Origin of the sequence: Actinoplanes sp. G11-F43, from assembly GCF_050589265.1 — a bacterium.
Lineage (GTDB): Bacteria > Actinomycetota > Actinomycetes > Mycobacteriales > Micromonosporaceae > Actinoplanes.
On the sequence record NZ_JBNZCE010000042.1, the window covers coordinates 169,899 to 190,619 of the forward strand.

At 70.1% G+C, this 20,721-nt stretch carries 21 protein-coding genes, 1 tRNA gene and 1 other RNA gene; 16 read left to right on the plus strand and 7 right to left on the minus strand.

Translation table 11 applies throughout. The annotated features are described in order from the left end of the window. The first annotated feature begins 84 nt into the window (after positions 1-84). Complete coding sequence (locus ACQ0O7_RS37380) at positions 85-663, plus strand: TetR/AcrR family transcriptional regulator (RefSeq protein WP_430789696.1); 579 nt, start codon at positions 85-87, stop codon at positions 661-663. 50 nt (positions 664-713) lie between these two features. Next, positions 714-1,892, plus strand: a complete 1,179-nt coding sequence (locus ACQ0O7_RS37385; protein WP_430789699.1) for a hypothetical protein — start codon at positions 714-716, stop codon at positions 1,890-1,892. Here the strand turns inward: ACQ0O7_RS37385 and ACQ0O7_RS37390 are convergent. Beyond that, complete coding sequence (locus ACQ0O7_RS37390) at positions 1,879-2,283, minus strand: YjbQ family protein (RefSeq protein WP_430789701.1); 405 nt, start codon at positions 2,281-2,283, stop codon at positions 1,879-1,881. The genes ACQ0O7_RS37385 and ACQ0O7_RS37390 overlap by 14 nt on opposite strands. A gap of 204 nt (positions 2,284-2,487) precedes the next feature. Between ACQ0O7_RS37390 and ACQ0O7_RS37395 the strand changes: the two genes are divergently transcribed. From ACQ0O7_RS37395 to ACQ0O7_RS37415, 5 genes are all read left to right on the plus strand, one after another. Next, the gene (locus ACQ0O7_RS37395) at positions 2,488-4,683 is read left to right on the plus strand and encodes a transketolase C-terminal domain-containing protein (RefSeq protein WP_430789891.1); all 2,196 of its coding nucleotides are present in this window, start codon (positions 2,488-2,490) and stop codon (positions 4,681-4,683) included. A gap of 113 nt (positions 4,684-4,796) precedes the next feature. Continuing rightward, positions 4,797-5,228 (plus strand): DUF3052 domain-containing protein, encoded by a 432-nt coding sequence (locus ACQ0O7_RS37400; protein ID WP_430789703.1) that lies wholly within the window; start codon positions 4,797-4,799, stop codon positions 5,226-5,228. Between the two features lie 72 nt (positions 5,229-5,300). Then, entirely contained in the window at positions 5,301-5,786 is a 486-nt protein-coding gene (locus ACQ0O7_RS37405; protein WP_430789705.1) for a peroxiredoxin, read from the plus strand. Positions 5,787-5,809: 23 nt separating this feature from the next. Beyond that, a tRNA-Val gene (locus tag ACQ0O7_RS37410) sits at positions 5,810-5,881 on the plus strand. A gap of 1,079 nt (positions 5,882-6,960) precedes the next feature. After that, positions 6,961-7,857: a hypothetical protein gene (locus ACQ0O7_RS37415; RefSeq protein WP_430789707.1), complete on the plus strand. Its 897-nt coding sequence runs from the start codon at positions 6,961-6,963 to the stop codon at positions 7,855-7,857. Between the two features lie 178 nt (positions 7,858-8,035). Here the strand turns inward: ACQ0O7_RS37415 and ACQ0O7_RS37420 are convergent, their stop codons facing one another. Then, complete coding sequence (locus ACQ0O7_RS37420; RefSeq protein WP_430789709.1) at positions 8,036-8,674, minus strand: bifunctional DNA primase/polymerase; 639 nt, start codon at positions 8,672-8,674, stop codon at positions 8,036-8,038. Between the two features lie 223 nt (positions 8,675-8,897). On the opposite strand from ACQ0O7_RS37420, the gene ACQ0O7_RS37425 reads away from it, so the two are divergent. The 9 genes from ACQ0O7_RS37425 (at position 8,898) to ACQ0O7_RS37465 (ending at position 17,691) form a co-directional block, all read left to right on the plus strand. Further along, positions 8,898-10,127, plus strand: a complete 1,230-nt coding sequence (locus ACQ0O7_RS37425; protein WP_430789711.1) for a helix-turn-helix domain-containing protein — start codon at positions 8,898-8,900, stop codon at positions 10,125-10,127. Positions 10,128-10,143: 16 nt separating this feature from the next. Beyond that, entirely contained in the window at positions 10,144-10,731 is a 588-nt protein-coding gene (locus ACQ0O7_RS37430) for a flavoprotein (RefSeq protein WP_430789713.1), read from the plus strand. Positions 10,732-10,750: 19 nt separating this feature from the next. Then, a complete protein-coding gene (locus ACQ0O7_RS37435; protein WP_430789715.1) occupies positions 10,751-11,590 on the plus strand; it encodes a Nif3-like dinuclear metal center hexameric protein in 840 nt (279 codons plus the stop codon). Beyond that, entirely contained in the window at positions 11,587-12,321 is a 735-nt protein-coding gene (locus ACQ0O7_RS37440) for a zinc ribbon domain-containing protein (protein WP_430789717.1), read from the plus strand. Before ACQ0O7_RS37435 ends, ACQ0O7_RS37440 begins: the two co-directional genes overlap by 4 nt. After that, the gene (locus ACQ0O7_RS37445) at positions 12,318-13,424 is read left to right on the plus strand and encodes a bifunctional RNase H/acid phosphatase (RefSeq protein WP_430789719.1); all 1,107 of its coding nucleotides are present in this window, start codon (positions 12,318-12,320) and stop codon (positions 13,422-13,424) included. Before ACQ0O7_RS37440 ends, ACQ0O7_RS37445 begins: the two co-directional genes overlap by 4 nt. 80 nt (positions 13,425-13,504) lie before the next feature. Next, on the plus strand, positions 13,505-14,785 hold the full coding sequence (locus ACQ0O7_RS37450; protein WP_430789721.1) for a glycoside hydrolase family 18 protein: 1,281 nt from the start codon (positions 13,505-13,507) through the stop codon (positions 14,783-14,785). A gap of 128 nt (positions 14,786-14,913) precedes the next feature. Then, the gene (locus ACQ0O7_RS37455) at positions 14,914-15,129 is read left to right on the plus strand and encodes a DUF3311 domain-containing protein (RefSeq protein WP_430789723.1); all 216 of its coding nucleotides are present in this window, start codon (positions 14,914-14,916) and stop codon (positions 15,127-15,129) included. Further along, a complete protein-coding gene (gene mctP, locus ACQ0O7_RS37460) occupies positions 15,126-16,757 on the plus strand; it encodes a monocarboxylate uptake permease MctP (RefSeq protein WP_430789725.1) in 1,632 nt (543 codons plus the stop codon). Before ACQ0O7_RS37455 ends, mctP begins: the two co-directional genes overlap by 4 nt. Before the next feature lie 184 nt (positions 16,758-16,941). Continuing rightward, positions 16,942-17,691 (plus strand): hypothetical protein, encoded by a 750-nt coding sequence (locus tag ACQ0O7_RS37465; RefSeq protein WP_430789727.1) that lies wholly within the window; start codon positions 16,942-16,944, stop codon positions 17,689-17,691. A gap of 3 nt (positions 17,692-17,694) precedes the next feature. On the opposite strand, the gene ACQ0O7_RS37470 is transcribed toward ACQ0O7_RS37465, so the two are convergent. The 5 genes from ACQ0O7_RS37470 to rnpB all read right to left on the minus strand — a co-directional run bounded on the left by ACQ0O7_RS37470 (position 17,695) and on the right by rnpB (position 20,699). Then, positions 17,695-18,171 (minus strand): hypothetical protein, encoded by a 477-nt coding sequence (locus ACQ0O7_RS37470; RefSeq protein ID WP_430789729.1) that lies wholly within the window; start codon positions 18,169-18,171, stop codon positions 17,695-17,697. A 116-nt stretch (positions 18,172-18,287) separates the two neighbouring features. Continuing rightward, the gene (locus ACQ0O7_RS37475; RefSeq protein ID WP_430789731.1) at positions 18,288-19,121 is read right to left on the minus strand and encodes a hypothetical protein; all 834 of its coding nucleotides are present in this window, start codon (positions 19,119-19,121) and stop codon (positions 18,288-18,290) included. Positions 19,122-19,138: 17 nt separating this feature from the next. Continuing rightward, positions 19,139-19,510: a hypothetical protein gene (locus tag ACQ0O7_RS37480; RefSeq protein ID WP_430789733.1), complete on the minus strand. Its 372-nt coding sequence runs from the start codon at positions 19,508-19,510 to the stop codon at positions 19,139-19,141. Next, positions 19,510-20,160: a hypothetical protein gene (locus tag ACQ0O7_RS37485; RefSeq protein WP_430789735.1), complete on the minus strand. Its 651-nt coding sequence runs from the start codon at positions 20,158-20,160 to the stop codon at positions 19,510-19,512. The genes ACQ0O7_RS37480 and ACQ0O7_RS37485 overlap by 1 nt, the downstream gene beginning before the upstream one ends. 124 nt (positions 20,161-20,284) lie before the next feature. Next, positions 20,285-20,699, minus strand: an RNA gene (gene rnpB / locus ACQ0O7_RS37490) — RNase P RNA component class A. Between the last annotated feature and the right edge of the window lie 22 nt (positions 20,700-20,721).

Here is a 20,721-nt window from a genome sequence, read left to right on the forward strand (position 1 = left end):
TGAGGGCTTGTTGAAAAAATGCTGAAACAACGCCGTGACCGGACTTTCTTGAACGACCGATCCAGAACGATTACGGTACGGGGTATGGCCAGGCTCCGGGAGTTCGACACCGACCGCGCCGTCCAGCAGGCCATGGAGCTGTTCTGGGAGCGCGGCTTCGAGGCCACCTCGGTGCGGCACCTGACCGACCGGCTCGGCGTCGGGCAGGGCTCGCTCTACGCCGCCTTCGGCAGCAAGGAGGGCCTCTACCGGGCGGCCCTGGAGCGCTACCGGGACGACCTGGCCGCCGCCGCCCTGGCCGAGCTGGAGGCCGGCGGGGAGGTCCGGTCGGTGCTGCGGGCCATGCTGCTGGAGCGGGTGCGGATCGCGTCCGGCGGTGGCGGCCGCGGCTGCCTCCTCGTCAACGCCGCGGCCGAGCGGCTGCCCGGCGACGCCGCCACCGGCCGGTTCGTCCGCGACGCCATGGCCGCCTCCACCGCCGCCCTGACCGGCTTGCTGGCCGCCGCGGCCGCCCGGGGCGAGATCTCCACCGCGCGCGAGCCGGCCGCCCTCGCCGGCTTCCTGGTGACCTTCCTCAACGGTCTGCTCGTGTCGGGCAAGGTGACCCCGGACGAGCGGGTGCTCGCCGGTCACGTGGAGGTCGCCCTGACGGTGCTGGATTGATCTTCTCGTGCCGAAATTCTGTAACACTCGATCAAGAATGGGAGATCGTCATGCTCGGAGGATCCCGCTGGAACACGCTCCCGGAGCGCTCCACGATGACCGCGGAAGCCGTCGCCGCCACCCTCGAACCCCTGCTCCACGGGGTGGCCGACGCCGTCGACGGGTTCTCGCCCGAGGTGCTGGACACCCAGATCCGGGCCACCCTCGCGACCACCGGCCGGGAGACCTCGCTGCCGCTGCCGGAGAGCGCCGGCGAATTCACCGCCCAGGCCGCCACGATCGGCGCCGAGATCGCCGGATGGGCCGGCCGGGCCCTGGAGCGGACGGCCACCCGGCGGATCGGGTTCCCGGCCGGGCCGCTCGGCGTCCGCAGCCGCTGCGACGGGCACCTGCTCACCCCCGAGGCGGCCGACATGCTGATGGGCGGGCGGGGCGGGCCGGTCGCCGTCCAGCTCTACAACGAGTGGCTGCACCAGACCGTCCTGCTCCGCGACGCGCTGCTGCCGTTCGCCGGCTGGCGGGAGACGCCGCTGCTGGTCACCCCACGCGGCCTGCGGCACGCCGAGGAGGCCCGTGAGCGGTTCCTCGCCGAACTGCTGTTCCGGCGGGTCCGGCACACCAGCGTCGTCGGGTACGCCCGGCGGGTGATCGCCGGCGCGGACGGGCCGGCCGGATACGGGTTCGACCACGACGGCGGCACCGTCCTGCCGGCCGTCGTCGGCGGGAGCGTCCGGGACGCGCCGCGCCACCTGCTCAGCTGGCGGCCGGCCACCGGGGGCGAAGACGTGACCTGGGTGCCCGCCTCCGCCGACTACGCGGCCGAACGGCGTACCGCAATCGGGGATCTGATCGCGGTGACCGGGGACGGACCGCTCGCCGCGCGGATCACCGCGAACCCCGCACACGACGGCGTCCGCACCGCGGTGATCGAGGTCACCCGGGACGGTGCGACGGCCCGCGTCGACCTGGGCCAGGCGCTGCGCGGGCACCGGTTCGCCGGCGGCGGTCCGGCCTCACCCGGCGGCCGGACCGTGAGCGCCTGGCCGGTGCTGACCGCGCCCGGCCTGGTGCACAACGACGACGGCGACGCCCTGCTGCCCGCCGGCGACGACCTGGTGCTGCTCGCGCTGCTCGGGCGGCTCTACCCGGAGAACGTGGTGCTCAGCGGCTCGCCCGGCCGCGGGACCACCCCGGCCGGGGTGGCCAGGATCGTGCTCAGCCGGCGATGAACGAGAAGCGGACCTGACGGACCGGGTTGTCGCCGTTCGGGTCCACCAGGCAGATCGACTGCCAGGTGCCGAGGGCGATCTCGCCGCCGATCACCGGCAGGGTGGCGTACGGCGGGATCCAGGCCGGCAGCACGTGATCCCGGCCGTGCCCGCGCGAACCGTGCCGGTGCTGCCACTTGTCCTCGGTGGGCAGCAGATCGTCGATCGCGGTCAGCAGATCGTCGTCGGAACCCGCGCCGGTCTCGATGATCGCCAGCCCGGCCGTCGCGTGCGGGACGAAGACGTGCAGCAGGCCGTCCTTCTCGGAGCGGGCGAACCGGGCCGCCTCCCGGGTGATGTCCACGACCACCGGGGAGCCGCCGGTCCGTACGTTGATCAGCTCGGTACGCATCGCCCGAGCCTATGTGCCGTCCGAGCCTATGTGTACAGATCGAGCAGCAGGAACACGGTCGCGGTGCCGGTCAGCCAGCCGAGGCACTGAGCCAGGCGCAGAACGGCGTACCGCAAGATCATGTCTCTGAGTAGACCACCACGTCACCAGTCGTGTGTGTCAGATCGAACCATCTCGCAGTGGTACTCCTGGCCCGCGTCGGGAATGCTGAATCTCGTGACCACCCCGCAAAACCTCGACGAGCGGTTCCGCGATGCGGTCTCGGCCCTGCGGCCACCGGACTCCGGGCGTGCCCCCGAAGATCCGGTCCGGGACGGCGCCGGCCTGACCGGGACCCAGGCCAGGGACCTCTTCGACGCCCAGCTGACCAGCCGCCACCTCGACCTCGCCGCGCGCTGGCTGCGCAGCTTCAACGAGGGCTTCCACACCACCGGCTCGTCCGGGCACGAGGGCAACGCCGCGGTCGCCGCGGTGCTGCGCGGCGACGACCCGGCCCTGCTCCATCACCGCTCCGCGGCCTTCTATTGCGTACGGGCGGCGAACAGCCCCGCCGACCCCGCCACCGACCGGGGCCGCCGCCTCGAAGAAGCCGCCCGGGACATCCTGCGCGGTGTCGTCGCCTCGGTCCGCGACCCGATCACCGGCGGCCGGGACCGGATCCTCGGCAACCCGGCCCTGCACCTGATCCCGGCCCTCTCCGGCGGCGGCGGCCACCTGCCCCGCGCGGCCGGCCTGGCCCACGCCCTCACCCGCCCCGGCGTCACCGCCTGGCCGGACGACGCCATCGTGGTCGCCACCTTCGGCGACGGCGCGGCCGGGCGCGCCCCCGGCATCGCCGCCCTCGACGTGGCCGGCCGGATCGAATCCGCCGGCCGCCCGATGCCGCTGCTGCTGATCTGCGAGGACGACACCCCCGGTCCGGAGACCTGGACCGCTCAGGTGCTCCGTGGCCGCCCCGGGCTGCGCTACTCCTCGGCCGACGGCTGCGACCTGGCCGCGGTCCACGACGCGGTCACCGAGGCGGCCGGATTCGTCCGTACCGAACGCCGGCCCGCCGTCCTGCACCTGTCCACCGTCCGGCTCCTCGGGCAGGCCGGCGACCCGGAACCGGACGAGATCGACCGGGACCCGCTCACCGTCACCGCCCGGCTGCTCGTCGCCGCCGGGCTGTACACGCCGGACGAGGTGCTCACCCGGTACGACGAGGTCGGCTGGCAGGTCCGCAAAGCCGCCGAGGAGGTGCTCGGCGAGCCCAAACTGGCGTCCCTCGGCGAGGTCGCGGCCACCCTGGCGCCCCGGCGGCCGCAGCGGGTCACCGACGCGGTCACCGAAGCCGCCGGCCAGGCCCGTCTCCTCCCGGACCGGCGGCCGGAACACGCCGGGCCGCTCACCCTCGCCCAGACCATCGGAGCCACCCTCGCCGACGCGCTCGCCACCGACCCGTCGATGCTCGTCTTCGGCCCGGCCACCATCCGCGGCGGCCGGTTCGGCGTCACCGCCGGGCTGCGCGACGCCGACCGGGTCTTCGACAGCCCCCCGGACACCACCACGATCCTCGGGCTGGCCCTGGGCGCCGGAACGGCCGGACTGCTGCCCGTCGCCGAGCTGGACGGCCTGGCGGACCTCTACGGCGGGCTGGAGCAGCTGCGCGCCGAGGCGGCCACCATGGGCCACCTGTCGTCCGGCGCCTACCGCAACCCGATGGTGCTGCGGGTGCCCGGGCTCGCCCAGCCGTTCGGCGCCGGCGGCCACCAGCTCAACGACAACACCGTGGCCGCCCTGCGCGACATCCCCGGCCTGGTGGTGGCCGTCCCGGCCCGCGCCGCCGACGCCGCGCCCATGCTCCGCGCCTGCCTGGCCGCCGCGGTCGTGGACGGCACCGTCAGCGTCTTCCTCGAACCGGTGGCCCTCTACCAGACGAGGGACCTCTATCAACAAGGCGACAACGAATGGCTCGCCCCCTACCCGGCGCCCGGTGAATGGGCCGAGGACCACGTCCCGATCGGCCGGGCCCGTACCTACGGACTCGGCACCGCCCAGGATCTGACCATCGTGACGTACGGCAACGGGGTCCGGATGTCGCTGCGTGTCGCCGCCCAACTGGCCGCCGACGGGTACGGTTCCCGTGTGGTCGACCTCCGATGGCTGAATCCGCTGCCCACAGCCGATCTGGTGCGCGAGGCCGGGGTGACCGGCCGGGTGCTGATCGTGGACGAGACCCGGCGCTCCGGAGGCGTCGGCGAGGGAGTCCTCGCGGCCCTGGTGGACGGGTCGTTCGTCGGCTCGGTGCGCCGGGTGGCCGCCGCCGACACCCCCGTTCCGCTGGGTCCGGCGGCCCAGCACGTGCTGGTGGGAGAAGATGCCATCACACAGGGTGCCCACACGCTGCTGGCACGGTAAATTGCCACACACTCGGTGCGCCACTTGCGCACCGGCCCCGGAATGTGTGGACTACCCCCAGGTTCCGGTGCATTTCGACGATATTTTTCTCGACGGCTAGGAGGATTTGGACAGTGAGCGCGACCGCGGGTCAGGCCGACGGCGTACGCAGCCTGGCGGACCGGTTCGGCCTGGAGCCGAACATGGTGGTCATGGAGATGGGTTACGACGACGACGTCGACGAGACACTCCGTGACGCCCTGACCGAACGCGTCGGTGACATGGTCGACGAGGACACCGATGAGGTGGTCGACGCGGTGCTGCTGTGGTACCGCGACGGCGACGGTGACCTTTTCGAGATTCTCACCGATGCCCTCGGCCCCCTCGCCGACAACGGCGTGGTGTGGCTGTTGACCCCGAAAGCCGGCCGCGACGGACACGTCGAGCCGAGCGAGATCAGCGAATCGGCCCCCACCGCGGGCCTGCAGCAGACCTCGACGCTGAATGCCGGCAAGGACTGGACCGGGGCACGCCTGGCCACCCCCCGGGGCACCAAGAAGAAGTAGCTCACTGGTCCCTCACCCCCAGGTCGGCGCCCGATGGGCGCCGACCCATCGGCACACGGTTAGGGTGGACGCATGCGGATCGACGTCGGTGCCGAAGCCCCCGGTTTCGTCCTCAAGGACCAGAACAACCAGGAGGTCCGCCTCGCCGACTTCCACGGTCGCAAAGCGGTCCTGCTGGTGTTCTACCCGCTGGCGTTCAGCCGCCGCTGCCACGGCGAGCTGACCGAGATCCGGGACAACCTGCCGGCGTACGCCAACGACGCCGTCCAGGTGCTGACCGTCAGCGTCGACTCGTCGTACAGCCACAAGGTCTGGGCCGACCAGGAAGGCTTCAGTTTCCCGCTGCTCGCCGACTTCTGGCCACACGGCGCGGTGGCCCAGGCGTACGGCGTCTTCGACCCCGACCGCGGCATCGCCAACCGGGGCACCTTCCTCATCGACACCGCGGGTGTGATCCGCTTCGCCGAGGAGACCGGCCCCGGCGAGACCCGCGACCAGTCGGCGTGGCGGTCGGCCCTCGCCGGCCTTCAGGCCACGATCAGCGGCAAGGTAGGATGACTGCTCCGGCAGCGTGCCGTGCCGGGCGCGTAGCTCAGTGGGAGAGCACTCGCCTTACAAGCGAGGGGTCGTAGGTTCGAAACCTACCGCGCCCACGTGAGTCGGAGGCCTCTGTCCGCGGAAAGCGCGGACCGGGGCCTCACGTCTTGTCTGCTCCGGGGGCCGAGCCCCCGGAAGCCCCGCATCACGGTCGGTTCGGCGTCGGCGGTCGGTTCGCCGGCCTTCCCGATGGCTGGCCCGCTCGCGGTCAATTACCCACGCGGGTGCCCGCCTTCCGGCCTGCCCTGGCCGATCTTGGTGGATTTTCCATCGGGTAGGGCCTTCTTTGCGGTTGTTGGCCCGCTCGCGGTTAATTTCTCGCGTGGGTGTCCGCCTTTCGGCCCCGCTCTGGTCGATCTTGGTGGATTTACCACCGTTTCCGGTGGTAAATCCACCAAGATTTCCGGTGAGCGGGTCGCCCGCGCGAGGGATTGACCGCAAGTGATCAGGCGGCCGAGAACAAGACTGTTTCCGGTGGTAAATCTGCCAAGATCTTGGCTGGGCGGGTTGTCTGCACGAGGGATTGGCCGCAAGTGATCGGCAGCCGCGAGCAAGGCTCATTTTGGTGGTGAATCCGCCAAGATCGGCTTGGGGTTGGGCGGGAAGCGGACATCCGATCGAGGGTTGGCCGCAAGCGGGTCGGTGGTCGAGGGCAGGACTCGAATCGGTGGTGGTTCGACCGAGGTCGCACATCTCGCGGTGACTTTGGCGAGAGGTTGACCTGAGCGTGGTGGTGGACTGCGCGAAACGCCTCATTCGGTGGCGTATCCATTGAGGTCTGCCGCTGGGTGTCGGCGGTCGGTGCGGGCCGCAGATCATGGCACCCCTTTTTGGGTTTTTGTCCTGACCGATGACTTCCCGTCGAGGGCTGCCATGCCGTGGACCGGAGCCCGAGCGCGTCCCTGATCGCGCGGATCTGGTGTGGCGCCCACATCAGATGGTGTTCTCGGAATCTCGTGGGTTTCCGTGCAACCGGGGTGCACCGGGGATGGGCTCATTCGGGAACCGTGGGATTCCGAATTCACTGGTGTCCGGCGGGGAGACCCGGCGGTGGGCGGGTCCCGGCCGGTTTCCCCTCGGCGGTCTGGGCCCGCCCGGACGGTCCGGGGAGAGCAGGCACTGAGCTGGAGGCGGCGTGACCACGGAGCTGCATGTCGGGGCCGACGGTGAGAAGGTCGTCGTGTCGTCGTGTCCGCTTCGGGTGCGTAGTGGGCGGGTTCGCCGGGAACGCGCCGGGTCGGTTGTCGAGTTCGTGCCCCGGGCGCCGGACGGGCGTGACCGGGAAGCCCGGGTCGTCCTGGTGTCCCGGGTGGCTCTGCCGCTGGTGCTCGCCGCCGCTGTGCTGAGCGCGGCCGGGATCAGCTGGTGGCTGGCCGCCGCCGGGTGCGTGGCCGCCGTGGCCGCGGTCTGGCGACGGCAGGCTCGGGCCGCCCAGCCCGCCGTCTTCGCGATTCCCCGCGGTGGTGACGCGGACGGTGAGACCGGTTCCCGGGATGGGGCGGCGGAGGCTCGGGTGCTGTGGACGCTTCCTGAGCGGGCGGCGATGCTTGATGCGCTCGACGGGTCGCGGCGGGTTCGGCGCACCTGGGGTGCTCTCGGCGGCATGGTCGATCCGGTTCTCGCTGACCGGGCGCTGACTCGTGCGCTGGCGGAGCTGGCCGATGTCCTCGTGCGGCGGCAGGAGCTGCGCCGACTGCGGGAGGGTCTGGCCGGGGTGCGGGACGCCGACATTCCGGTGGACAGCCCGGCGCGGCTGGCCGCTGACACCCAGCGGGAGCGGGTCGAGCAGGCCTGGCGGGAGGCCGGTGCGGAGGCCAACCGGATTCTGCGGGGGATCGACGCGGCCGCTCGTGCGGGGGAGGGGTTCATCCGTGAGCGGCAGGTCGCCGCTACGGCTCGGCACGCCGAGCGGACCCTGGCCCGGGTGGCCGGGGGTGGTGCGCCGCTGGAGAGCGGTCCCGAGCTGGCCGATCGCACCGAGGCTGTGATCGCCGCCTATCGCGAGCTGGCTTCCGGGACGCCGTCCCACTGAGGCCGTGCGGGGGAGAGCCGGGGAGAGGCCGCCCGGCCACCGGAGGCAGGCCCCGGCGGGACAGTCCGGGCGGAGCGAACGGGTGGAAACAGTTCACTCATGCGTGTTTCCCCCTGGCGGGGGATGCGATCATCGCGTTCGATGGGGTTATCTAGTCCCGTGCCACGTGTTCTCGCGTTCAGGCCGCTCGGCGGGCGGTCGACAGTTGTCTCGGGACCCGGGCCGCCGCCGTCGGTGGGCGGTCGGTGTCCAGGGTCGCCACCAGATGCTCCTGCACCAGTGCGGGGGCGGGCAGGCGCCACCGGGTGCGGGCCGGTGGGATCGCCCAGCGCACCGGGCCTTCGGGCAGTCGGCTGGGTGGTGCGGGGACCCACGAGCCGTCGCCGTGCAGGACGACGTCCACGCGGCGGTCCAGTTCGGGGTGCAGGGTGCCGCCGGGCTGGATCAGATACATCCACCGCCCGGCGGCGGTGACCGCGACCGGTCCGAAGTCGGGGCCGTGCCGGCCGATGGTGGCGGGCACGTCGAGGACGTCGAAGACCTGTCCGGTGGGAAACAGCACGGTGTGCGGCAGGCGCCGCCACCACGCGGCGATCCGTACGGGATCGCCGGTCGCCGAAGCGGCCCCGCCTTCGAGGGCCGGATGGCATCCGGTTATCGGGCATTCCGGTCGACCGCAGTCGAACCGGTGTCCGGTGAGGAAGGAGCCGGGGGTGATGGGCCAGCCGTGCGCGGCATAGCGCAGGGCGGCCCGGCGCAAGAGTGCCCGGTCGAGGATTGACGATGGGACGAACGGTTGACGGTTGGTCCACTGCATAGCTCGATACCCCCGGGATCGGGCTGGAGGGCCGTATCCCGTCCCGACGGTCGTCGTTGGGCTCGGCAGATCCACCCTTTGCAACTTGCAAGAAAAATACGAGCATCGGTGAGCAGGCGATCACACACGCTGTGCGATCTGCGCGCACGTGAGCGGTCCACACTGCGATCGACACCGGATGGCTCATCGGCGGAAGGGCCGCCGGTTGAGTGGGGGAGGCACCGTGGACGAGCTGCCGATCGGCCGCCGCGTCGCCTATTGGCGGGGCCGACGCAAGATGTCCCAGCAGGTGTTCGCGGACCGGCTGGGCAAATCCAAGAGCTGGGTCGACAAGGTGGAACGCGGGGTTCGCCGGCTCGACAAGTTCTCCGTTGTCTACGACATCGCCGACGTGCTCCAGGTCGATGTCACGTTGTTGCTGGGCAAGGAAGTGGAACGTAAGCCGGAGGCGCAGAACTGCATCGACCAGGTCGAGGTCGAGGAGATTCGGGCGGCTCTGGAGCGCTATGACCAGATGAGTGCGTTCTTCCAAGCGGTGCCACATTCCCCACCGCTGCCGGAGATGCGCAAAGCGGTCAGTCACGCGTGGCTGACCTACCAGCACGCGAAGTACGGCGTACTGGCCCGGGCCCTTCCCAAACTGCTGCGTGACGCCCAGGCGGCGGACAGCGCCCACGCGAACAGCGACGACGCGCCGCACGCCGCGCACCTGCTCGGGCAGGTCTACCAGATCGCCTCGTCGGCGCTGCGCAAGGTCGGTGAGCACGAGCTGTCCTGGCTGGCCGCGGACCGGTCGATCGCGGTCTCGCAGCGCGCCGGCGACCAGTTGCTGGCCGGGCTGGCCAGCTACCGGGTGGGCAGCGCGCTGCTGGCGCTCGGCCGGGTCCGGCCGTCGCTGGAGGTCAACGTCAACATCGCCAACCGGCTGGCGCCGGCCGGCCCGGAACGGCCCCGGGCGGAGCAGCTCTCGGTGTACGGGATGCTGCTGCTCAACGGAGCCATGTCGGCGGCCCGGATCGGTGACGCCGCGACCGTGCGGGACCTGATCTGTGGCGCCGACCAGGCGTCCCTGGAGCTGGGTGGCGACTTCAACCACTACTGGACCAGCTTCGGGCCGACCAACGTGCAGCTGCACCGGTGTGCGACGGCGGTCGAGCTCGGTGACGGGCGGATGGCCGTCGAAGCGCACGAGACCATGGACAAGGCCGGGTTCCAGGCGATGCTCCCGGAACGCCGGGCGCATCACTACCTCGACATCGCCCGCGGTTACACGCAGATCGGCGATGTGGAGAAAGCGGGCGAGATGCTGCTGGAGGGGGACCGTCTGGCCCCGTCCGAGATCCGCTGCCGGCCACTCGCCCACGAAGTTCTTTCCGACGTGCTCCGGCGTACCCGTGGCACGCCGCCGGCACCCATTGCGGAGCTGGCCGAACAGATGGGAGTCGGCGTATGAGGTGGGTTCTCGAGTGATGTCTGGTAACCCCTCACCCGGTGTGCTGTACGTCCTGGTGTGCGGTTCGTCGATGGCTCGGGACGTGGGCATCCTGGTCGGCCTCGCGCAGAGCGAGGGCTGGGAGGTCTGCGTGATCACGACCCCGGACGGCCGCAAGTTCGTCGACGTGGACATGTTGCAGGCGATGACCGGGCATCCGGTCCGGTCCGACTACAAGAGCCCCGGCGACCCGGACGTGCTCCCCGAGGCCACCGCGATGATCGTCGCCCCAGCCACGGTCAACACGGTCAACAAGTGGGCGGCCGGGATCACCGACACGCTGGTGCTGGGGCTGCTGGTCGAGGCGTACGGGTACGGCGTACCGATCGCGGTGGTGCCGTACACGAACAAGGTGATGGCGCTGCACCCGGCGCTGCACGAGAGCCTCGGGAAACTGCGGGACTGGGGGGTGCACGTCCTCTACGGGGAGGACGTGTGCCGTCTCGGCCTGCCCGGTCAGACCGACCGGTACCGGCCCACCTTCCCCTGGCGCCGGGCGTTGCAGGCGGTCAGCAACCCGATGGCAGCGGCGGCGAGCCGAGTCGAGCCGGGGGCGGTTTCCTAGCGGTATAGGGTTCCTACTCGTGACCGACTGCACCGTCCGAACCCTGGTGGATGCCCTGGACTCGCGTTACCCGCGGGACTGGGCGGAGTCCTGGGACCGGGTCGGGCTGGTGCTCGGTGAGTTCGACGCCCCGGTGACCCGGGTCCTGTGCGTCGTGGACTGCGTCCCGGAGACCGTGGAGCAGGCCCTGGACGCCGGCGCCGACCTGATCGTCGCCCATCACCCGCTCTTCCTGAAGCCGGTGTCGTCGATCGCGCCCGACACGTTCAAGGGCGCCCTGGTGCACCGGCTGATCCGGGCCGGGGTGGCGCTCTACACCGCGCACACGAACGCCGACGTCGCCAACCCCGGTGTGTCCGACGCGCTGGCCGCCCGGCTGGAGCTGACCGGCCTGCGCCCGCTGGCGCCGGCCGAGGGCGCGGCCGCCGGTGGGGGCCGTGGCCTGGGCCGGATCGGCACGCTGCCGGCGCCGATGACGCTGGCGAGGTTCGCCCGGTTCGCCGCCGGCCGCCTGCCGGTGACCGCGGCCGGGGTGCGCGCGGCCGGTGACCCGGACCGCCTGATCGGCACGGTCGCGGTGTGTGGTGGCGCGGGCGACTCGTTCCTGGCCGTCGCCGCCCGGTCGGGCGCCGACGCTTATCTCTGCGCCGATCTTCGTCACCATCCGGTCAGCGAGCATCTCGCGGCCGGTGGGCCGGCCCTGCTCGACGTCGCCCACTGGGCGAGCGAGCGGCCCTGGCTGGATGACGTGGCGGCCTGGCTGCGCGCCGATCACGGCGTCGAAGTGCTGGTGTCGGACCTGGACACCGACCCCTGGACCGTCCATGCGAATCGCGATGATTTGGAGATCCGCCCGTGAAGGCCGCCCCGGAAGCGCAGCGCCGTCTGCTCGACCTGCAGTCCGTCGACACCACCCTGGCTCAGCTCGCCCACCGGCGTAAGTCGCTGCCCGAACTGGCCGAGATCGACGCGGTCGCGCGGGAGATCTCCGCGATGGAGGACGAGCGGGTCCGCGCCCAGGTGGTGGTGGACGACCTGGACCGGGACATCGCCCGGCTGGAGAAGGACATCGATCAGGTCCGCCAGCGCAAGGACAAGGACCAGAAGCGCCTGGACGCCGGTGGCTCGCTGCGCGAGGTGGAGGGGCTGCAGCACGAGCTGGCCACCCTGAACCGCCGGCAGTCCGAGCTGGAGGACGCCGAGCTGGAGCTGATGGAGCAGCGGGAGACCGCGGAGGCGGCGCTGACCGAGGTGCAGGGCCGGATCTCCGCGGCGGTCGCCCGCCGGTCGGACGCCGAGCGCCGCCGGGACGAGGCGAACGACGAGATCGGCAAGGAGCTGGAGTTCAAGACGAAGGCCCGGGAGCCGCTGGCCGCTGATCTGCCCGCCGACCTGGTCGAGCTGTACGAGAAGATCCGCACCGACACCGGCCTGGGCGCGGCGCTGTTCTACGCCGGCCGGTGCGGCGGTTGCCGGATCGAGCTGTACGGCGCCGATCTGCACCGGGTGAAGTCGGCGCCCAAGGACGAGGTGGTCCGCTGCGAGGAGTGCCGGCGGATCATGGTGCGTACGGCGGAGTCGGGCCTGTGACGGGTCTCCGGGTCGTCGTCGAGGCGGACGGGGGCTCCCGGGGCAACCCCGGTCCGGCGGGGTACGGCGCGGTGGTCCTGGACGCGGACTCCGGTGAGGTGCTGGCCGAGCGTTTCGACTCGCTCGGTGTCGCCACCAACAATGTGGCCGAGTATTCCGGGCTGATCGCGGGGCTGGCGGCGGCGGCCGAGCTGAACGCCGAGCGGGTCGCGGTCCGGATGGACTCGAAGCTGGTCATCGAGCAGATGTCCGGCCGCTGGCAGATCAAGAACGCCGGTCTGCGCCCGCTGGCGGCGGAGGCGGCCGGGCTGGTCGGCAAGTTCGCCGGGGTGACCTACGAGTGGATCCCCCGGGAGCGGAACAAGGCGGCCGACGCGCTGGCGAACCGGGCGATGGACGAGGCGGCCGGGATCACCCCCGAGGCGACCGCCGGTGAGACCGTGCAGGCGGCCCCGAAGTCGTGGGCCCCGCCGGCCTCGCTGACCGACGCCACCCGGATCATCCTGGTCCGGCACGGTGAGACGCCGATGACCACGGCGGGCCGCTACTCGGGACGTGGTGACGTGCCGCTCACCGATGAGGGTGAGGCCCAGGCGATGGCGGCGGCCGGCCGGGTGTCCGGGATCTCGCCGCGGATCGACGCGGTGCTGAGTTCGCCGCTGCTGCGGTGCCGGCGCACGGCGCAGCACATCGCCGACGCGGCCGGCGGCCTGCCCGTGACGGTCATGGAGGACCTGATCGAGTGCGACTTCGGCGTCTGGGAGGGTAAGACGTTCGCCGAGGTGCAGGAGGGCTGGCCGGACGAGATGGCCGCCTGGCTGGCGTCGACGAGTGTCGCCCCGCCGCGGGGGGAGTCGTTCCAGGCGGTGGCGAAACGGGTGCGGGGTGCTCTGGCGACCGTGCTTCAGGCGTACCCGGGCAAGGTTGTCGTCCTGGTCTCGCATGTCTCGCCGATCAAGCTGATCCTGCGGGACGCGCTGGCCGCCGGGGACGCGTTCCTGCACCGGCTGTTCCTGGACGCGGCCGGGGTGTCGACGATGGACGTGTGGCCGGACGGCAACATCGCGGTCCGCTCGGTGAACGAGACCGCGCATCTTCGCTGATAGATATTGACCCTCGCAGGGCGGGACGTTTAGCTTCCTCGATTAGGAAACTTTCTTCAACGTTTCGCCCTGGAGGGCTCATGCGCGGTATCACCCGCCGCCTCGTCGCCGTGGCCGCCGCCGCCTCGGTCGTCGGGACGGCCGCACCCGCTCCCGCACAGGCACACTCGTCGTACACCAAGGTCGCCTACTTCACCCAGTGGGGCATCTACGGCCGTGACTTCCAGCTGGCCGACGTGCAGAACTCCGGCGCCGCGGCCCGGCTGACCCACCTCAACTACGCGTTCGGGCCGGTCACCGCGGACGGCGTGTGCGCCTCCGCCGACCCATGGGCCGACTGGCAGACCCCGTTCTCCGCGGCGAACAGCGTGGACGGCGTCGCCGACGAGGCTGGTCAGCCGATCGCCGGGAATCTCAACCAGCTCGCCGAACTCAAGGCGAAGAACCCGAAGCTGAAGGTGCTGATCTCGCTCGGTGGCTGGACCGGATCGGCGTACTTCTCCGACGCGGTCCTCACCAGCGCCTCCCGCAAGAAGCTGGTCAGCTCCTGCCTCGACCTCTGGATCAAGGGCAACCTGCCCGGCCTGGCCGAGGGCGTCGCGGCCGGCATCATCGACGGCATCGACCTGGACTGGGAGTGGCCCGGCTCGTCCGGCAACGACGGCAACGTGATCCGCCCCGAGGACAAGCGGAACTTCACCCTGGCACTCGCCGAATTCCGCACGCAGCTCGACCAGCTCGGTCAGCGGAACAAGAAGAAGTACCTGCTCACCGCGTTCCTCCCGGCCGCCCCCGCCAAGATCGAGGCGGGATTCGAGGCCCACAAGATCTTCAAATACCTGGATTTCGGTACGGTCCAGGGGTACGACTTCCACGGCACCTGGGAGCCGCGCACCAATCAGCAGTCGGCGCTGCGGGTACCGGCGGGCGCGCCGGACAACCCGGACTTCTCGGTGGAGAACACCATCAACGCCTGGATCGCCGGGGGTGCCCCGAAGCGCAAACTGGTGCTCGGTGTGCCGTATTACGGCCAGGGCTGGACCGGGGTCACCGGCGGCGGCCGGGGCCTGTTCCAGTCGGCCGCCGGTCCCGCCCCGGGTGTCTTCGCGGCCGGCACCGAGGACTGGAAGACGCTCAGGAAACTTCCGGCCCAGGGCTTCACCGTGCACCGGGACCTGCGTAACGGGCACGCGTGGCTGTTCGACGGCACCACCTTCTGGACGTACGACGACCCCGCGGTCCTGCTCCAGAAGACCCTCTACATCCGTGCCAAGGGACTGGGCGGCGCGATGATGTGGTCGCTCGACGGCGATGACGAGAAGGCCACGCTCACCAGGACCATCGCCACCGGTCTGCGCTGACATACGTCGATCTCCGCGGCGGTGTGCCCGTTCGGCGCACCGCCGCACCCGTTCGGCGCACTTGGGATCGCCCGACCGTCCAATGTCTCGTTAGCGTGACGTAACGCACACGAAATGTTGGAGTTCTCATGACTGAACCGCAACAGCCCCGTAGCGACAGCAGCCCCTGGAACTGGCTGCTGGTGGTGCCGATCGTGGTACCGCTGATGACCTTCCTGTTCAATCACGACGAACCGCGGATCGGCGGCTTCCCGCTCTTCTACTGGCTCCAGTTCGCCTTCATCCTGCTCGGCGTCACCACCACGACGATCGTCTATCAGATGACCAAGCGGGGCCGGTCATGAGCGATCACATCACCGAGATCGTCGTCTTCACCTTCCTGTTCCTGCTGGTCAGCGTGATGGGCTTCGTCGCGTCGAAGTGGCGGGCGCCCAAGGACATGGCCCACCTCGACGAGTGGGGGCTGGGCGGTCGCAGCTTCGGCGGCTGGATCACCTGGTTCCTGGTCGGCGGCGACCTCTACACCGCGTACACCTTCGTGGCCGTGCCCGCGCTGATCTTCGGGGCGGGGGCCGCCGGGTTCTTCGCCGTGCCGTACACCGTGGTGATCTATCCGCTCTTCTTCCTCATCCTGATCCGGCTCTGGTCGGTGTCCCACCGGCACGGCTTCGTCACCCCCGCCGACTTCGTCCGCACCCGGTTCGACTCGCCGACCCTCGCCCTGGTCATCGCGGTCACCGGGATCGTGGCGACGATGCCGTACATCGCGCTCCAGCTCGTCGGCATCGAAGCCGTGCTCAAGACGATGGGCGTCACCGGGGAGAGCGCCTTCGCGCGGCATCTGCCGATCATCGTGGCGTTCGCGATCCTGGCCGCCTACACCTACCAGTCCGGGCTGCGGGCGCCCGCCCTGATCGCGTTCGTCAAGGACACCCTGATCTACATCGTGATCCTGGTGGCGGTGCTCTGGCTGCCGTACAAACTCGGCGGCTGGGGTGCCATCTTCGACGCCGCCGACGCGAAGTTCCAGGCCAGTCCCAACCCCAACGACGGGATCATCCTCAACGCCAACAACCAGGTGCAGTACTTCACCCTGGCCCTCGGGTCGGCGCTCGCCCTGTTCCTCTACCCGCACAGCATCACCGGTGTGCTGGCCAGCCGGAACCGGGACGTGATCAAGCGGAACATGAGCGCTCTCCCGGCGTACAGCCTGCTCCTGGGTCTGATCGCGCTCCTCGGCTACATGGCCGTCGCCGCCGGGGTGAAACCGCTGCCCGGCAACAGCCCCGGCAGCGTGGACAGCAACACCGTCGTGCCGCTGCTGTTCGACCAGCAGTTCCCGGCCTGGTTCACCGGCGTCGCCTTCGCCGCCATCGGCATCGGCGCGCTGGTCCCGGCCGCCATCATGTCGATCGCCGCGGCCAACCTGTTCACCCGCAACATCTACAAGGAGTACCTGCGCAAGGACGCCACCCCGGCGCAGGAGGCCAACATCGCCAAGATCACGTCACTGGTGGTGAAGATCGGGGCGGTCGCCTGCATCGTCTTCCTCGACCCGCAGTTCTCCATCGACCTCCAGCTGATCGGCGGTGTGATCATCCTGCAGACGGCGCCGGCCGTGGTGGTCGGGCTCTACACCCGCTGGCTGCACCGGGGCGCGCTGATCGCCGGGTGGGCGGCCGGGATGGGGCTCGGATTCTGGATGCTGTGGCAGATCCCCAACGCGGCCACCGGGCGGCTGCACTTCGGGGGATCGGCGTTCCCGCTCGCCGAGTTCGGCTTCGACACCACCAAGACGATCTACGTGGGGTTCGTCGCGGTGCTGGTCAACGCGCTGGTCGCGGTGGTCGTCACACTCGCCCTGCGGGCCGCGAAGACACCTGAGGGCACGGACGGTACGGCTCCCGACGACTACTTCGCCGACGAGGGTGATCCGCGGGTCAAGCCGATCGACAGCGTGTCCTCTACCTGAGGTCCTGGCGCCGGGCACGATGGTGCCCGGCCCTTCTCTCCGATTTCCGGACTTTTCGGACGCGAGATGAATTTCGGTATTCGCCCGGATCGTACGGATGCTCCGGTAGCGTCGTGTCCGGCGCCGCCCCACCTGCCCCGGACGGCCGCCCTGCCCCGGCCGTCACCGCGGAGGAGCTACAGCGTTGCCGACTCATACCCTGACGCAGCAGTTCGCCACCGAATACGCCAAGGGCGCGGTACCCGGCATGATCAGGGCCATCCGGACCATCAAACGCGCCAACAACCTGATCCTGATCGGCGCGCTCGCCGCCAGCTACCTGCATCAGGCCCACTACCTGGCCACGCTCGGCGCCGGCATGTTCGCCTGGATCGTGCCGGCCGTCTTCGACCTGGCCATGCTCTCCATGCTGACCATCACCCAGACCCCCGGCATGGCGGTCGACGCCAAACGCGCCGCCATGAAGATCCTCTCCATCGTGGTGGTCATCTCGGCGGCGGTGAACTTCGCCGCCCCCGGCCCTCTCGGCCTGCGGATCATCTTCGCCCTGGTGGTCGGCCTGGTAGCCGGCGTCGAATGGGTAGCCGCCAAGATCCGCCCGGACTTCGCCGCGATCGAGGCCCACGAGGTCGAGGTGATCACCGAGGTCCGCCCGAAGGGCAAACTGGACCCGGAGGTGGCCCGCGCCCGCGCCGCCAAGGCCGCCGCCACCCGCCGCGCCAAACAGGAGGCCGCCGACGAGGTCGCCCGGGTGAAGGCCGCCCGAGCCGCCGAACGGGCCAAGGCCCGCGCCGACCGCGAATCCCTCGACCAGGCCGAACTGGACCGCTTCCTGACCCAGGGCCGAGCCCAACTGGAACAGACGGTGACCCTGACCGACCTGGACAAATCCGGCGCACACCGGGCCCCCGAACAGTCGATGAGCCGCTTGTAGACGTCATGCCGGAATCAGCGAGCCGAGCATGGCCCCGGCGATCGCCGGCGCCGCCGCCCGCAGGCTCGACAGTCCCTCGGGATCATCCGGTTTCGCGACTACGGTGACGTTCAAAGTGGCGTTCCCGGATCGCACCAGAACCTGGATCTCATTGCCCAGAACCCCGGTGAAAGCCTGCTCACCAACCCCGGGCACGGCCTCGCGCAGGAGTGCGGACCGGGTCTGCCAGGCGATGTCGGCCGCGGCCTGCGACGTCGAGGTGTCGAGGCTCAGGGTGACCGACTCGGCCCGGCCGGCCGGAGCCCATAGGCACGTTATGGTGTTGCCGGCGGCGGAGAGATCGGTGGATTCGGTGAGCCGGCCGGGCCCGGCGACACCCACGGCGCGGGCCGCATCGGCGGTCACCGTCGGGCAGGCCAGCCCATCGGTCCGCCACCGGTGCGTAGCCGCCGGCACCGACCGGAACGGGAGCGGCTTCACGGAGGACCCCCCACCCCCAGGTGAAGGCAGCGCGAACTCTTCAGGATCCGGGAAGTCGGGGCCGGCGCAGCCGGTCACGGCGAGCGCAGTCACCACGACGAAGAACAGCCGAGGCCTCATGCTTTCACCGCCCGAGGCCAGTGGGCGTCGGGGAATGCCCGGTAGTCACTGTGTGTGGCGGCTACCGCCGTGATCATTCCGACTACTTCGGCGAGGCGGGTACCCAGAGCGGTCAGGTAGCCGATGATGTTCGACGCGAAACGGCCCAGGGCGGAAGTCAGATCATTGATGGCTTCCTGCCCGCTGAGGAGGTCGCCGGAGTGCGCGGCCACGGAGACGTCGGCGGTCATCTCGACGATCTTCTCGATGACCAGGCCGGCTTGGTCGAAGAGCTTCCCGATGAACTGAACGTTCGCCAAGCCCACCCGTGACAGCCAGATGCTGAGTTCCTTGACCGCGCTGGTGACGTGATCGGTGGCATTCTCCTGCTCCTGTTCGCGGGTCAGGTACGTCTCACGGGCCGGGCCGTGCCAACTGTCGATTCCGCCGGACTGCCGCACCTCTGGGACGATCCTGCTCAGGCCTGTGTTCACCGTCACCGACCAGTCGAGGCCGACCGTGAACAGCGACTCGACAGGTGGCGAACCGATCACCGCCTGCTCGAGCCGGTCCAAGACCTCGGAGACCTTTGCCCGAGCATCGGCGAGACTTCGTTCGATGCCGTGCAGTACGTCCGCGACGTCATCGGTGAACCACTCGATGACCTGCCCCCACCAGCTTTCATCGAGTTCCGTGCGAATCCTGGTGATGAGCTGATCGACGGTCAGGAGAAATCCGCTCCAAACCGTACGGATGTCTCGGATGGATCGATCGACGAGATCGACTGCTGCACGGAACACGCCCAGTGATGCCGTCGCGAACTCGTCGTTCGGAGCCCTGTCCGGTTGCATGTCTGCCTTCCGCTCCTCTAGTGAGGCCAGCTGCCACGGGCGATGCCGTCGAAGCTCTGAGCTGACTCGGCATCCGCGTCCTCGTACCATTCGGCGTTTTGTTCCAGCGCGGCGCTCATCGCGGTGAACTGTTCCCCGGCCTCCTGGAAGAGGCCGGCCAGTTTCTCGAACTCCCGCTGGTAGGCGCCGTGCAGGTCCTGGGACGTGGCCCCGCTGACCGGACCATCGACGAGGATCATGAAGGCGCTCCGGCCCAGGGTTTGCAGGCGGGCGAGCGCGGCGACCCTGGACATCTGCTCAGCGAGATCGTGCCAGTTCGCGGAGGCCTCCCGCAGACCGTCGGTGGCCACCCGGATGTTCTTTGCCGAGTAGTAGTCGTACTCCGGCATCAGCTGCCACCGTTCCGTGAAGTACCGGAGCGGGCGGCGGTCAGGGCAGCCAGTGCATCCGATGCGAGAGCCGAGGCGTCTTCCGGACCGAGCCGGATCATGTCGACCCGAGCACCGTCGATGAAGGAACCGCGCAGAGTCAGGGTGAACAACCCGTGCGGACCGGTGATTTCACGGTGTTCCGGGTGGTGGCGCCGTTCGAAACGGCGCATCGCCGTGCTGACCCGAGATGCTGTCTTCTCCAGGCGCTGCAGGATGTCGGTTACGGCGTCCATGTCTGTGTGATCCCCCGACTGGGTCGGGTCGCCTGGCTCCTGCCGACTCCCGGATCGGGTAGACCAATCCCGGCCATGCCGCCGGAGCAGCAATTTCGCGATTCCGGCCTTCTCGCAGGCGTATCCGTGAGCCTGTAGGACGGCGTTCGCCACACCGTCTGCCCCCACCGACATCCACCATCCGGACATGATGTCGATTCGCAGGGGGTACCCGTCCAGGCGGACCATGCAATGGACCAGGTTCGAGGAATCCGAGCCTTCGATCACGTCGAGTACCGACAGCGGTCGGCCGGGCGCGGTGCACCGCAACTCATCCTCGAGATTCGCCACGAACGTCTCGGCGTCCGCTCTTCGGCGGCTCTCCACATCATCCATCTGGCGCTCCTGGTCGGGCCGCGCGCCGCGCGGAACCGGCCGCCCTGGTCGGTGGCCGCTCACAACCGTGTACACATCGATGGCTTGGACGGTTCAGAGTCTGCCGCCCCGGGTTGCGGGGCGGCGGACGAGTCGGCCGGTACGCCGGATTCTGTCCCGGGGGCCTGCGGCCTCCGGGGGCGGTCATCCATCTCGGTCTGCCGTTGCCGGCAGACTCTTGCGGCCTACCCGCAGGCTCGGGCGAGCAGCCCTCGAACGCCTGCGCCGGTCCGCGTCCTTGCGGTCGCGGGCCTTGCTTGGCCTTGCTCCGGGTGGGGTTTACCGAGCCACCCCGGTCACCCGGGGTGCTGGTGAGCTCTTACCTCACCGTTTCACCCTTACCGGCGCCACGCCGTGGCGTGTGCCGGCGGTCTGTTCTCTGTGGCACTTTCCCGCGGGTCGCCCCGGGTTGCCGTTAACAACCACCCTGCTCTCTGGAGTCCGGACGTTCCTCGGCGGCACCTCTTGCGGGGTGCCGACGCGACCGCCCAGCCGACTCGTCCGTCGCCCCGCCATCTTACG